The organism is Halomonas citrativorans (assembly GCF_900163645.1).
GTDB classification, from domain to species: Bacteria; Pseudomonadota; Gammaproteobacteria; order Pseudomonadales; family Halomonadaceae; genus Vreelandella; species Vreelandella citrativorans.
In genome coordinates this window covers 86,284-98,541 of sequence record NZ_FUKM01000014.1, presented here as the reverse complement: position 1 = coordinate 98,541, position 12,258 = coordinate 86,284, and the positions used below count along the sequence as shown (strand labels likewise).

Below are 12,258 nucleotides of genomic sequence, written 5' to 3'. Positions count from 1 at the left end.
TTTCTGCCGCTACGGTTACCCTGGTTGACGCCAAACGAGCTGACAAAGCTCAGGTGCGTGTCGTGTAATATCTGCTTAAGAAAGCCTTGATCAAGAAGGCCTGCCCAAGAAAGTCCTGCTTAAGTAAGCCCCTGGAACCAAGGACAGTTATGATTCGCAGTATTTTGACTACCCCTGATGGCGAAACTCATGAAGGGAACGAAGAGCTTTTTGTAACATGGCAGAATACCCCTGACAGTCATATATGGATCGATATGCAGGGGGAATCAGAAGAATCTGCTGAGCGGCTACTGGGTAAGTTTGAGTGTCACCCCATGGCTATTCAGGACGCCCACAAGGAGCGCGTGCCACCCAAAATAGAAGAGTTTGATAACCACGCACTGATTATTTATCGCGGTATTTCATCTTTTGATGCCAAGCTAAACTTTGTTCCTCAGCAGGTCTGCTTTTTTATTGGTGAGCGCTTTTTAGTGACGCTACATCCAGGCGTTGCCATGAGCATTGAGTGGCTCTTTAAGGAGCACGGTAAGACGTTATTAGCGAAATCACCGGAGCAGGTGGCGCTCAAGGTGATGTATAGCTCTGCCGGGTACTACATCGATAGCCTGCTTGAGTTTGAAGCAGAGTTAAGCGATTTAGAAGACGAATTACTTGAAAACGGCAACGATGTATTAATGCGCAAAATTACCATGTACCGCTCTCGCTTGGTCAAGATGCGGCGCGTGTTTAATTATCATAAAGGGATTACTCAAGAGTTAACCGTCTACGACTATGAACACGTCCCGCGTGAGGAGCGTGAAACGCTGCATGCCATTAATGATGTTGCTGAACGCTTTGAGCGGCTTTATACGCTTACTCAGATGTATTATGACATTTGCGGTGATTTAGTAGACGGTTACATATCAATCTCGTCGCACCAACTGAACATTACAATGCGCGTTCTAACGGTCATTACGGCGATCTTTGTTCCGTTAACGTTTCTTGCGGGTATCTACGGGATGAACTTTGACTACATGCCGGAACTGCACTACCGCTACGGTTACTTTTTTATTTTAGGAATTATGGCAGGAGTCGGCGGCGTACTGATTTGGCTATTCAGGCGAAAGGGCTGGTTCTAGTTCAGCAGGCTTTTAAGCGGCAGCAAGAGTTTGTTATGGTCGACAAGTCATCTTATTCCTTTGTATCAAGGAGTCTGACAATGCCTGAAACTACCGCCGTTTCTTCTACGATGGCTGCCATGCTCTTGGTCGGGCATGGTGGCGTCGAACAACTGCATTATCGTGAAGACGTCAAAACGCCGTCACCCGGCCCAGGTGATGTTCTGGTCCAAGTGACGGCGACTGCGAAAAACAATACCGATCGCAAAGCGCGTGAAGGTCTATATCCTACGAAAGAGAAGGGTGATGTCACTTCATTTGCCATGGGCGGTACGCCCACCCTAACGTTTCCGCGTATTCAGGGGGCTGATGTAGCCGGGCGTATCGTAGCGGTAGGCGAAGGCGTGGATGCCGAGCGGATTGGCCAGCGTGGCCTGCTTGATTTCAATATTTATGCGGATGAGCGCCGGGATATCAATCTAACTCCCGACTACTACGGCCATGGGGCTGATGGCGGCTACGCTGAGTATATTGCGGTACCTGCAGACCAGTTCCACTCCATTGATAATCCCGAACTCAGCGACGCTGAGCTAGCCGCGATGGGCATGTGCTCCTATCAAACGGCGTACCATATGATGACTTCGGCACACATCAAGGCTGGCGAGCGCGTGTTGGTAAGCGGTGCCAGCGGTGGCGTGGGTACCGCACTCATTCAGCTGTGCCGTATTGTCGGTGCCATTCCTTATGCGGTTAGCCAGCCTGATAAAGCCGCTGCGCTGCAAGCATTAGGGGCCGAAGCTGTCATTGACCGGGGCGACCTGCCGACCTTTGTTGAGCGCGTTTTAGAAGCCACTGGCGGTAAGCCGATTGATGCGGTGATGGACTTGGTCGGCGGCGAGATGACCGACCTGTTTATCGATACCATGATTGTTGATATGCAGCACCGCCAATCCTATCCGCGCCTTTCCATAGCCGGGGCCAGCGGCGGTAATCTCAGTGAGATCATGTGGACGCGCATTTACCTTTACCAGGTGCAGATATTTGGCGTTTCTCACGGTACTCGTGAAGAAGCCGAGCAGCTAATCGCCTGGATCCGTAGTGGTGAACTCAAGCCTGTTCTCCATGCGGCGTTCAAGCTTTCTGAACTGCATGACGCCGAGCGCTATTTTGTTAATCGGGGCAGCAATTATCTCGGCAAAATTGTCATTGTTCCGGATGCGCAGTGGGATACTCACGGCGCACCTTTTGCACTCTAACAAACGCTCAGGAGCAACGCCTTTGAAAAATATCCATACGCTTCAATTAATGGATACTCATGCGGGTGGCGATGTCAGCCGAATCGTAACGGGCGGGATTGATGCTCTGCCGGGCGCCACGGTGCGGGAGCAAATGGAGTACCTGCGCGACGATGCCGATGGCTTGCGTCGCTTGCTGCTGGAAGAGCCTTACGGTATTCCAGAGATGTCGGTGGATTTGCTGGTGCCAGCGACGCACCCCGAGGCCGCAGCGGGTTATATCATTATGGAAGTGATGGGCTACCCGATCTATTCAGGCTCCAATACCTTGTGTACGGCAACCGCCGTGCTGGAGTGTGGGATTGTGCCTAAGCAGGAAGGCATTCAGCATTTTTCGTTGGAGGCCCCGGCAGGTCTGGTACATATTGAAGCGCGTGTGCATAACGGCGTGGTCGAGTCGGTTACCTGTGAAGGCTTACCCAGCTACATTGACACCTACCGCGATACCATCCAAGTGCCTGGTATCGGCACAGTGACGTATTCCGTCGCCTATAGCGGTGGCTTTTACGCGCTAGTGGATGCTGCCGAGCTTGGTTTTAAGCTTATTCGTGAGGAAGAGCAGGCGCTTTCGGCCTGCGCGCATAAAATTGTTGAGGCCTTGCAGGCTCAGCGTGGCTTTTCCCACTACACACTGGGTGATGTAGGTCCGCTGCCTTTCCTGCATTTTATGGGCCCCGAAGAGCAAGTGGGTGAAGGCTATGTACGCTCACGTTCAACAACGTACGTGCACCCCGGTGTGATTTGTCGCAGTACTACCGGTACCGGCACCTCCGCCAGGCTAGCGTTAATGAACTACGAAGGTCGGCTCAACATAGGGGATAAACTGGAAACGGTCTCGTTACGTGAAACCGGGTTTATTGGCACGTTTACAGGGACTCATCAGGAAGGCGCCTACCAGGTCGTTGAAAACACGATTACCGGGCGCAGCTATGTGCTGGCTCAGTCGGATATTGTGATCAACTGTGATGACCCTCTGGTTTCTTGCGGTGAGCTGCACCATATTTTGAGCGACCGTCACTCTGTTAATCACTACTCTGTTACGTCGGGTGGCTAATCTCGGCTAACGCGATATAGCCCTGCGCTTCCAGGCGCTCCCAGACCGGGGCTTTTTCGGCCTCGGTCATTTGGCCCCAATAGGCAATTTCATCCAACGTACGGCCACAGCCTTGGCACGTATTTGTCGTGTCTAGCTGGCAGTGCTGGATGCAAGGAGAGAGCGGTCGGGAAACGGTGGTCATGCGAAATTCAATCGACTCAATAGCGCTTACGAAGAGGAAACTTTACCACGTAGCGATTTGATTTTGCCTTTGCGGGTCTTATGGTCAACGCGACGTCGCTGGGAGCCTTTGGTGGGTTTTGTCGGTCGGCGTACCTTTTGCTGCCGAGTCGCGCTGGTGATCAATTCTTTCAGGCGAGAAAGGGCATCTTCTTTATTAAGCTCCAGCGTGCGATAACTTTGCGCCTTGATAATCACCACACCCTCTTTACTGATGCGCTGGTCATTAAGCGCCATTAAACGCTCTTTATAAAACGGCGGTAGGGTAGAGCGTGAAATATCGAAGCGCAGGTGTACCGCTGACGCCACTTTGTTGACGTTCTGACCGCCTGCACCCTGAGCGCGAATTTGGCTAATATCAATTTCCCAGTCGGCCAAGGCAACATGGTTGGAAATAGTGAGCATCAGGTCCTCTGTGTCACAGGTGAGTAATAAGGCTAGCACACTTGACACAGAGGTGGTCGCAGCGACGGGATTCAAGAGGCGAGATTAGTGACCGGCTCACCGTTGCTAAACGCGACGACATTCGCAAACGCGTCACCAAAGTAGAGCTCGTAGCTATCTTTTTCGACATAACCCAAGTGAGGCGTCGCCACGCAGTTGGGCAGGGTAAGCAGTGGATCGTCGCAGGTCGGCTCGCTATCGAAAACATCAACCGCCGCGCGTCCTGGCCTGCCTGCTTCGAGGGCACTGACTAATGCACCTGATGCAATTAACGGTGCGCGGCTAGTGTTTACCAGAAGCGCTGTGGGTTTCATGCAGGCCAAATGGTCGGCGGTTACAATACCCCGCGTTTCATCGTTTAGGCGCAGATGCAGGCTAAGCACATCGGCACGTTTAAAAAGATCCTGCTGGCTCTCGGCAACCGTTAATCCGGCGTCCATGGCTCGTGCTCTGGTGCCTTCGCGCCCCCATACCAGTACGTTCATTTCAAATGCCTGCGCGTAGCGGGCCACTAGGCTGCCAATTTTCCCCAAGCCAAAAATCCCCATTGTGCGGCCTTTTAGCCCAGTGCCCAGCGTTTGTTGCCAGCGGCCAGCTTTAAGGTTTTCTACTTCTTCAGGCAGGTGGCGCATGCCGCAAAGTACCAGCCCCCAGGTTAGTTCAGCCGCCGCGTGCGGCGAGCCTTTACCCGTCATAACGGTAACGCCTTGGCGCTGACACGCTTTTAGGTCGACATGGGCCGCACCGCCCCCGGTTTGGCTAATAACTTTTAAATTGGGTAAGCGTTCAAGCAGCGCTGAAGTGATAGGGGTACGTTCACGAATTAATACAAGCGCATCCGCGTGATAAAACCGTGCCACCAACGCCTCAAAATCGGTCAGCGTATCGTGATAAATAGTTACGTTGTGCCCGTTGAGCATTGCATAGGCATCCAAATGGCGTACACAGTCCTGGTAGTCATCAGAAATCACGATATTCATTGGCAGGTCCTTGGTCGGTGTAAGATCATCGAAAAAAGCAGCGCCGATAGCGTGCTGTTATAAGGTGATACTACTCTCACGCTAGGCAATCAAGGATCAACGAATGAGCGATTACTTATTAGAGGATTCCCCGTTAAGTGCTGGCATGATTTACCGTCTACTCTCGGGAAGTATCTGCCCTCGCCCGATTGCATGGGTGGCCACGCAGGATGTCAGCGGGAAAGACAACCTTGCCCCCTTTTCGTTTTTCAATGTGGCAAGTGTAACCCCGCCTGTTTTGGCCTTTTCGCCACTTCTGGATGGCAGTGGGCAGCCTAAAGATACCCTGCGCAATCTAGAGGAGTTGCCGGAGTGCGTAGTGCATGTTGGCAGTGAAGCGCTGATTGAAGCATTGAATACAACCAGTGCCAGCCTGCCCAGAGAGGAAGATGAGTTTACGCTTGCAGGGCTTGAGAAAACTCTAATGTCAGGCGTCACAGTGCCACGCATTGCTGCATCCCCAGTTGCCTTTGGTTGCAAGCTTTATGATCTGATTCGCTTTGGTGACCAGCCTTTGGCAGGTACGCTCGTGCTGGCGCAGATAGTCTCTATTCATATTGACGACACCCTATGGGATGGCCGTCACGTGGATATCGATTTACTCAAGCCGATTGGCCGACTAGCGGGCAGTGACTACGCTCGCGCCACTGATCGCTTTGCTATTGAGCGCCCGGCTTAGGGAGCTGCTTTTGCCTTGGCCTACCAGGTCTGGTCCGAGCCCAGTACCTTATGAGTATGCATGAGACCTGCACTGTCGTTGCCACAACACAAGACACCTACACGTTTAGCTTAATACTGTTGCAGTGTTTTCTTTCAGCAAGCGTGCTCTAAGCACGTTCGCTGTTTTACGCTCAAGGCTTGATTCTCCAAGCTGTGGCTGCACTAATTAATGAATAGCTCGTGAATATACGTAAACCAGAGAGGCAACATGACCACATTAGTAATAGGTGCCAATGGGCAGATCGGTAAACAGTTTTGTGAACTCGCCCAACAGGCTGGGGAGCCGATTAAGGCAATGATTCGGGATGAAAGCCAAGCAGAGTGGTTCAGCGAGCGTCAGATCCCCATCATTGTTGCTGATCTTGAGGGTGAGTTTGAACACGCCTTCGAGGATTGCGATCAGGTGATTTTTGCTGCTGGCTCAGGCCCGCATACTGGACCGGATAAAACGCTCATAATTGACCTTTATGGTGCTATCAGAGCCGCTGATATCGCCAGTGAGAAAGGGCTTGATCGCTATATCATGGTGAGTGCTATTCGTGCAGAACATCCGCTTGAAGCACCCGAAAAGATGCGCCCTTACATGGCCGCCAAGTTTGCAGCGGATAGCCATCTACGTTTTGCCAAGGTTCCCCATGTCATCCTTAAGCCAGGCCCCTTGACTAACGAGAAGGCAACGCACGGGTTTGCCGGGACGATGGAGGCATCCCCCGAACAATCCATTACCCGGGCAGATGTTGCCCATGCCTTGCTGCACGTTGTGAAAACACCTACGTTGAAAGACAAGGAGTTCACGCTCTTGAACGGTAAGGAACGTATTAGTGACTTGGTGCGTTGAGCCTGAGTATCACATATTAACGATTGAAGCGCCTATTGGCGTCATTGCCGCTCACCCAGTCGCTTACCGTGAATGGTTGGCGGCTACACTTGGTACATCGCTTTGTTGATTTTAATGAAGCGACGCTCTGTGATGTGGTATTGCACGGCCACTCTCATAAGCCCCGCGATGAATGGCAGGAGGATCGTCTGCTCTTTAATCCTGGTGCGGCGGGAAAGCGCCGATTTAAGCTTCCCCTTACCCTTGGCAAATTATGGCTTGAAGAGTGCCACATAAAGCGTGTCATTATGCATCTGCCGGTTTGACCGCGTGTTTTCGCTATAAAAAAATCAGTGTAGTAATGGCGTACTACCGCTATCGAAAACGCGCTTGCTAGGCTTGTGTGGCACACGCAATGTGTGCGCAACGACAAAACAAGAAGGAGTACGGAGATGACCAGCAAGCGCATTCTGATGATTACCGGCGACTTTACTGAAGATTACGAGACCATGGTTCCTTTCCAGGCATTGATGGCCGTTGGTCATCAGGTTGATGCTGTTTGCCCTGGCAAGGCATCGGGCGACACCGTGGCGACAGCGATTCATGATTTCGAAGGTGATCAAACCTATTCTGAAAAACCTGGCCACCGCTTTGCACTCAATGCCGATTTTGAGCGTATCGATCCCGCCGATTATGATGCGCTGGTGGTGCCCGGTGGGCGTGCTCCGGAATATCTACGCTTGAATCAGGATGTGTTGGCGATGGTTCGGCACTTTTTTGAAGCCAATAAGCCTGTCGCTGCGATTTGCCACGGCGCGCAATTGCTAGCCGCTGCAAACGTGCTCAAAGGCAGACAGTGTTCTGCATACCCGGCTTGCCAGCCAGAAGTTGAGTTGGCAGGCGGACATTTCGCCAGCATTGAGGTAAATGAGGCGGTAACCGATGGCAATCTGGTGACGGCGCCCGCTTGGCCAGCCCACCCAGCTTGGCTTGCTCAATTTATGGCGCTGCTAAACCAGTGAGCGCTGGGTCGTTAGCGTAATCATACAAAGCAAAGCCTACGCGCCTAACCGACATGCACCTAACAGACATTAGGCGCGTAGTGTATTTGCCCGCTATGCTAACGGCTTACCTGAACGTTAAGAGATCACACCCATGTGCAAACTCTTTATTCACGCTAATCCTGAGTTATGGTCCAGCGCGACGCATTCACTGCGTATTGATGGCATGGTGACGAGCGTGCGAATGGAGCACTACTTCTGGCTCATTTTGGAAGAGATCGCCACGCGTGATGGTATGAATACGGCTCAACTGATTACTCGCCTGTATCATGAATCTATCGATGCCGGACACGACCTGGGTAACTTCACCTCGTTTTTACGCGTGTGTGCGCTACGCTATCAGGCGCTTCAACTAACGGGAGATATTCCCACTCATCATGAGATACCGATTGCGACGCTGGATGCTGAGGAGATTCTCGTGCGTGAAGGCCGATCCAGGCGCAGCCAGGTTCACTAATCACTGACCGCCTCAGCGTTAAAGCGAGTAGCGATAAAGCCAGTACGTGAGATAGCAGGTGAGACAGTACGTGAGACAGACATTAACAGGATTTTTATGACAGATGTTGCCACTGCGGTGCGCCAATTACTCGCCACGGCACCCGAAAAAACATTACCGATCACCTATCAGCAAGTGGCTGTGGCGTTGGGTCTGACACCTCCACGTACTATTCAGCGGGTGGCTCAGGCGCTAGAGCAGCTTATGCGCGATGATGCTGCTACCCATCAGCCGTTTATCGCCGCGCTGGTGGTAAGCCGCCGGGGCGATAATATGCCCGCCGCTGGTTTTTTTGAGCTGGCCGTAGCGCTGGGGCGCTTTCCCGATGACACCACGCAACATGCCAAGGCGTATCGTCATGAATATCAGCAGGTATTGGCGTCGCGCTCAAACGCGTAACCTTATTTAGGCGGCTTTCGTAACGGGTCCAGCAAGTCGCTTAACCCATTATGGTCAATTTCCTGCATTAATTGCAGCAGTTGGCCAATCTCTCCCGATGGAAAACCCTCCCGTGCAAACCAGTTAAGATATGGCCCAGGCAAATCAGCAATCAGCCAGCCCTGGTGCTTGCCGAACGGCATCGTGCGGGTTACCAGTTTTTCAAGGTCTTCAGGTCTCATGTCTTACTTTCCTTTGGGCTTATCTATCGCGCTGGTTTCCGAAAAGATGTAATTTTGTTAGACTTTGGTCGACAAATAATACCCCCTCGATGTCGGGCATTTACAGCTTCGGCAAGTTATTTCTGTATCATCAGGATATGACATGCATAAACATTTACGTTTTTTACTCTGCACACCGCTCTTAGCGTTTGCAGCGATGCCCGTTGCGGCGGATGAGCCTGTTGATGTTGTATTAATTGGTGGCGGTATCATGAGCGCCACACTAGGTACCTATCTTCAAGAATTAGAACCCGACTGGGATATCCACCTTTACGAGCGCTTGGGCCAGGTCGCTGAAGAGAGTTCCAACGCCTGGAACAATGCAGGCAGCGGTCACTCTGCCTTCATGGAAATGAACTATACGCCAGGTGATGGTGACCACGTTGAAATTGAACGTGCGGTTAACGTTACTGAGCAGTTTGAAATTTCCCGCCAGTTCTGGGCCCACCAGGTTGACCAAGGCATCTTGAGCGACCCGAAAGCCTTTATCAACTCAGTGCCGCACCACGCGTTGGTATGGGGGGAAGATGATGTTGCTTTCCTGCGCGAACGCTATGCACGCATGACTGAAAACCCGCTATATGAAGGCATGGAATACTCGGAAGATCGCCAGGAAATCGCTGAGTGGATGCCGTTGGTGATGGCTGGCCGTGATGAGAATACGCCGGTTGCCGCGACCCGTATGCAGATGGGTACGGAAGTTAACTACGGCGCGCAGACTCGCCAGATGATCGAAGGCTTAGGCGATAGCGATAACTTCACGCTTTCGCTTAACAGTGAAGTGCGCGGCCTTGAGCGTAATGACGACGATACCTGGCACGTGACGATCAAAAACCTGGAAAGCGGTGATGAATCCAGCGTTGATGCACGGTTTGTGTTCATTGGTGCGGGCGGTGCTGCGCTGCCGCTGCTTCAGGAATCCGGTATTCCTGAAGCGGACGCTTACGCCGGTTTCCCGGTGGGTGGCCAGTTCCTTTACACCACCAACCCTGACGTTGTCGCCCAGCACCAGATCAAGGTGTATGGCAAAGCCGGTGAAGGTTCACCGCCGATGTCGGTTCCACACCTGGACTTCCGTAACCTGGATGGCGAGCCTGCGCTGTTCTTTGGTCCATTTGCCACCTTTTCAAGCAAGTTCTTGAAAGAAGGTTCCTGGACCGACCTGTTTGGCTCCATGACATTTAATAATATCTGGCCGACAACCCAGGTGGGGTTGCATAACTTCAATCTGGTGAGCTACCTGGTGGGTCAGGTAATGATGTCCGATGACGACCGCTTTGAAGCGCTGCAGGACTTTTTCCCTGAAGCGAACAGCGATGATTGGAAGCTTTGGACCGCCGGTCAGCGGGTTCAAATCATCAAGAACGACCCTGAACGTGGCGGCCTGCTGCAATTTGGTACCGAAGTGGTAAGTGCTGAAGACGGCTCAATCGCCGCACTTCTGGGTGCTTCACCCGGTGCCTCAACTGCGCCACCCATTATGCTGCATTTGCTGGAAAACGTGTTTACTGAGCAAGTGCAAAACGGTGCGTGGCAGGGAAAGCTGACCGAAATCGTACCGTCTTACGGCCAGCGCCTTTCTGAAAACCCGGAGCTGTTGCGTGAAATGCGGGTATACACGGCAGAAGCGCTTAAGCTGAACGAGCCGATGAATGCTGCTGAAACAGATACAGACGTTCAAGCGGAAGTTGAAAACGCGCAGCCTGAATCAGAAGCCGCTGATGCCGGTGATGAAAGCAGCGCTGACGAAAACGCTGATACACAAAGCGAAGAGCAGGACGCCGAAACAGAGGAAGTTGCTCTGTAAGGTTTTGCCTGCTTAAGCCCTGAATGCACTAGCGTGTCATGTCAGGTGCGGTCGATAACGCTAGCCCCTTTTTAAGGGGCTAGCGTTTTTTTTGGATTCAATAGTGGGGATTGGCAGCTTCACAAATCAGTTGGGCAAGCGCGCGAGCTGGGGCGCTTAACTGGCTGCTTGCGCGATGAATCAATCCTACATCCCGATGAAACGTATGTTCACCCAGCGGGATGGCGCGCACCGCTGGTGGCCAGGGCTGCAGGGCGGCTACTTCTGGCACCAGGGCAATGCCCACGCCGTTGGCCACCAATTGGATAATGGTATCCAGCTCGTCCACTTCACACAGCTCATGCACATGGCAGTGCTGGGCGCGTAAAAAGCGGTCGACTTGGCGGCCGCCAAACGAGGTGCGGTCGTAACGCACAAAAGGTCCGTGGCTGAGTCGTTCGCGCCAATCATCGCCTTCCGTTAAGGCCGGGACTATTAGGCGGTAAGGTTCATGGGCCAGTGGTGTCCAGCGTAAATCGCTGTGCAGTGAGAAAGGCGGGCGAATAATGGCCGCCATATCAAGCTCGCCTGCATCCACCTGATTGACCAGCGCCATGGAGAGCCCTGGCACCACGTGGCTTCGGCAGTCGGGATAGGCTCGGTGAAAACGGGCCAAAGCACTGGGCAGTAGCGAGCGCTGAATGGAGGCAATAGCGCCTATGTTCACCGGCGTGCTCGCAGGCTTGTCGGTATTGGCTTCGCCAAGTGTCCGGTAAAGGGCTAAGAGGGTATGCGCCTGATGAAGAACTTCCTGACCTTGCGCCGTTAATACCGCCGCACGCCCTTTTCGGGCAAACAGGGTAACGCCCAGCTGTTCTTCCAGCCGCTTCATCTGTGCGCTAACAGCCGCTTGCGTTAAGCCAATTTTCTGGCCTGCCGAGGCAAAGGTGCCTTCTTGAGCAACGGCTGTTAGGGTTTTAAGCTCTCTTATCATTGATAAATAATATTTGTGAATGAGCTAAAAAGATATTGATTTTATTTTTATAAAGCTCGGCCTAGGATGATCATCACGGGTTGGCACTTTGTGTCACTCATTACATAACGATAGCGAGCAGGAGACCACTATGAGCCTTTCCCCCTTTCATCTGGCCATCCCGGTTTACGATGTAGCGCTAGCCCGGGCTTTTTACAACGACGTTTTTGGTCTGGAAGAAGGGCGCTCCAGTGACAACTGGGTCGACTTCAACTTTTTTGGTCACCAACTGGTAATTCACGGCCACCCTAAAACGCCCAGCCAAGAGAATGCTCATACCAACCCGGTAGATGGCCACGACGTACCGGTGCCGCATTTCGGCGTAATTTTAGAGTGGGATGAGTGGGAAGCACTTGCTGAGCGCTTGACGTCACGCAACACCGTTTTTGTGATCGAGCCTTACGTACGCTTTAAAGGTGAAGTGGGCGAGCAAGCCACCATGTTCCTGCTCGACCCCTGTGGTAACGCGCTAGAGTTCAAGGCGTTCAAGGACAAGAGCCAAATATTTGCAAAGTAAGTCTGCAAAGTAATTTCGCCAAGTGAGCTAGCCAAGTA

General features: G+C 52.5%; 16 protein-coding genes. 11 read left to right on the top strand and 5 right to left on the bottom strand.

Going from position 1 to position 12,258, the window contains the following annotated elements; genetic code table 11:
* Nucleotides 1-149 precede the first annotated feature (149 nt).
* From corA to CZ787_RS03765, 3 genes are all read left to right on the top strand, one after another.
* Complete coding sequence (corA, locus tag CZ787_RS03775; RefSeq protein WP_087106327.1) at nucleotides 150-1,118, top strand: magnesium/cobalt transporter CorA; 969 nt, start codon at nucleotides 150-152, stop codon at nucleotides 1,116-1,118.
* A gap of 80 nt (nucleotides 1,119-1,198) precedes the next feature.
* Nucleotides 1,199-2,353 (top strand): zinc-binding dehydrogenase, encoded by a 1,155-nt coding sequence (locus CZ787_RS03770; RefSeq protein WP_087106325.1) that lies wholly within the window; start codon nucleotides 1,199-1,201, stop codon nucleotides 2,351-2,353.
* Nucleotides 2,354-2,375: 22 nt separating this feature from the next.
* Nucleotides 2,376-3,446 carry a proline racemase family protein gene (locus tag CZ787_RS03765; protein WP_087106323.1) on the top strand — a complete coding sequence of 357 codons (1,071 nt, stop codon included), beginning with the start codon at nucleotides 2,376-2,378 and terminating at the stop codon, nucleotides 3,444-3,446.
* On the opposite strand, the gene CZ787_RS03760 is transcribed toward CZ787_RS03765, so the two are convergent.
* From CZ787_RS03760 to CZ787_RS03750, 3 genes are all read right to left on the bottom strand, one after another.
* Complete coding sequence (locus CZ787_RS03760; RefSeq protein WP_087106321.1) at nucleotides 3,430-3,630, bottom strand: DUF1289 domain-containing protein; 201 nt, start codon at nucleotides 3,628-3,630, stop codon at nucleotides 3,430-3,432. The genes CZ787_RS03765 and CZ787_RS03760 overlap by 17 nt on opposite strands.
* Before the next feature lie 26 nt (nucleotides 3,631-3,656).
* Entirely contained in the window at nucleotides 3,657-4,073 is a 417-nt protein-coding gene (gene arfB, locus CZ787_RS03755) for an alternative ribosome rescue aminoacyl-tRNA hydrolase ArfB (protein ID WP_087106319.1), read from the bottom strand.
* A gap of 71 nt (nucleotides 4,074-4,144) precedes the next feature.
* A complete protein-coding gene (locus CZ787_RS03750) occupies nucleotides 4,145-5,092 on the bottom strand; it encodes a D-2-hydroxyacid dehydrogenase family protein (RefSeq protein ID WP_087106317.1) in 948 nt (315 codons plus the stop codon).
* A 103-nt stretch (nucleotides 5,093-5,195) separates the two neighbouring features.
* Between CZ787_RS03750 and CZ787_RS03745 the strand changes: the two genes are divergently transcribed.
* From CZ787_RS03745 to CZ787_RS03720, 6 genes are all read left to right on the top strand, one after another.
* On the top strand, nucleotides 5,196-5,810 hold the full coding sequence (locus tag CZ787_RS03745; RefSeq protein WP_087106316.1) for a flavin reductase family protein: 615 nt from the start codon (nucleotides 5,196-5,198) through the stop codon (nucleotides 5,808-5,810).
* Between the two features lie 249 nt (nucleotides 5,811-6,059).
* Nucleotides 6,060-6,689: an NAD(P)H-binding protein gene (locus CZ787_RS03740; protein ID WP_087106314.1), complete on the top strand. Its 630-nt coding sequence runs from the start codon at nucleotides 6,060-6,062 to the stop codon at nucleotides 6,687-6,689.
* Nucleotides 6,690-6,724: 35 nt separating this feature from the next.
* The gene (locus CZ787_RS03735) at nucleotides 6,725-6,994 is read left to right on the top strand and encodes a metallophosphoesterase family protein (RefSeq protein WP_254908556.1); all 270 of its coding nucleotides are present in this window, start codon (nucleotides 6,725-6,727) and stop codon (nucleotides 6,992-6,994) included.
* A gap of 126 nt (nucleotides 6,995-7,120) precedes the next feature.
* Nucleotides 7,121-7,690 carry a DJ-1/PfpI family protein gene (locus CZ787_RS03730; RefSeq protein ID WP_087106310.1) on the top strand — a complete coding sequence of 190 codons (570 nt, stop codon included), beginning with the start codon at nucleotides 7,121-7,123 and terminating at the stop codon, nucleotides 7,688-7,690.
* Between the two features lie 133 nt (nucleotides 7,691-7,823).
* Nucleotides 7,824-8,186: a ribbon-helix-helix domain-containing protein gene (locus CZ787_RS03725; protein WP_087106308.1), complete on the top strand. Its 363-nt coding sequence runs from the start codon at nucleotides 7,824-7,826 to the stop codon at nucleotides 8,184-8,186.
* Between the two features lie 96 nt (nucleotides 8,187-8,282).
* On the top strand, nucleotides 8,283-8,624 hold the full coding sequence (locus tag CZ787_RS03720; protein WP_087106306.1) for a hypothetical protein: 342 nt from the start codon (nucleotides 8,283-8,285) through the stop codon (nucleotides 8,622-8,624).
* Nucleotides 8,625-8,626: 2 nt separating this feature from the next.
* On the opposite strand, the gene CZ787_RS03715 is transcribed toward CZ787_RS03720, so the two are convergent.
* A complete protein-coding gene (locus CZ787_RS03715) occupies nucleotides 8,627-8,845 on the bottom strand; it encodes a DUF3820 family protein (RefSeq protein WP_087106304.1) in 219 nt (72 codons plus the stop codon).
* A gap of 142 nt (nucleotides 8,846-8,987) precedes the next feature.
* Between CZ787_RS03715 and mqo the strand changes: the two genes are divergently transcribed.
* Nucleotides 8,988-10,691 (top strand): malate dehydrogenase (quinone), encoded by a 1,704-nt coding sequence (mqo, locus tag CZ787_RS03710; protein ID WP_087106302.1) that lies wholly within the window; start codon nucleotides 8,988-8,990, stop codon nucleotides 10,689-10,691.
* A 97-nt stretch (nucleotides 10,692-10,788) separates the two neighbouring features.
* On the opposite strand, the gene CZ787_RS03705 is transcribed toward mqo, so the two are convergent.
* A complete protein-coding gene (locus tag CZ787_RS03705; RefSeq protein WP_087106300.1) occupies nucleotides 10,789-11,664 on the bottom strand; it encodes a LysR substrate-binding domain-containing protein in 876 nt (291 codons plus the stop codon).
* 130 nt (nucleotides 11,665-11,794) lie between these two features.
* Here CZ787_RS03705 and CZ787_RS03700 point away from each other — a divergent pair, with 130 nt between their 5' ends.
* Nucleotides 11,795-12,220, top strand: a complete 426-nt coding sequence (locus CZ787_RS03700; RefSeq protein ID WP_087106298.1) for a VOC family protein — start codon at nucleotides 11,795-11,797, stop codon at nucleotides 12,218-12,220.
* The last annotated feature ends 38 nt before the right edge of the window (nucleotides 12,221-12,258 follow it).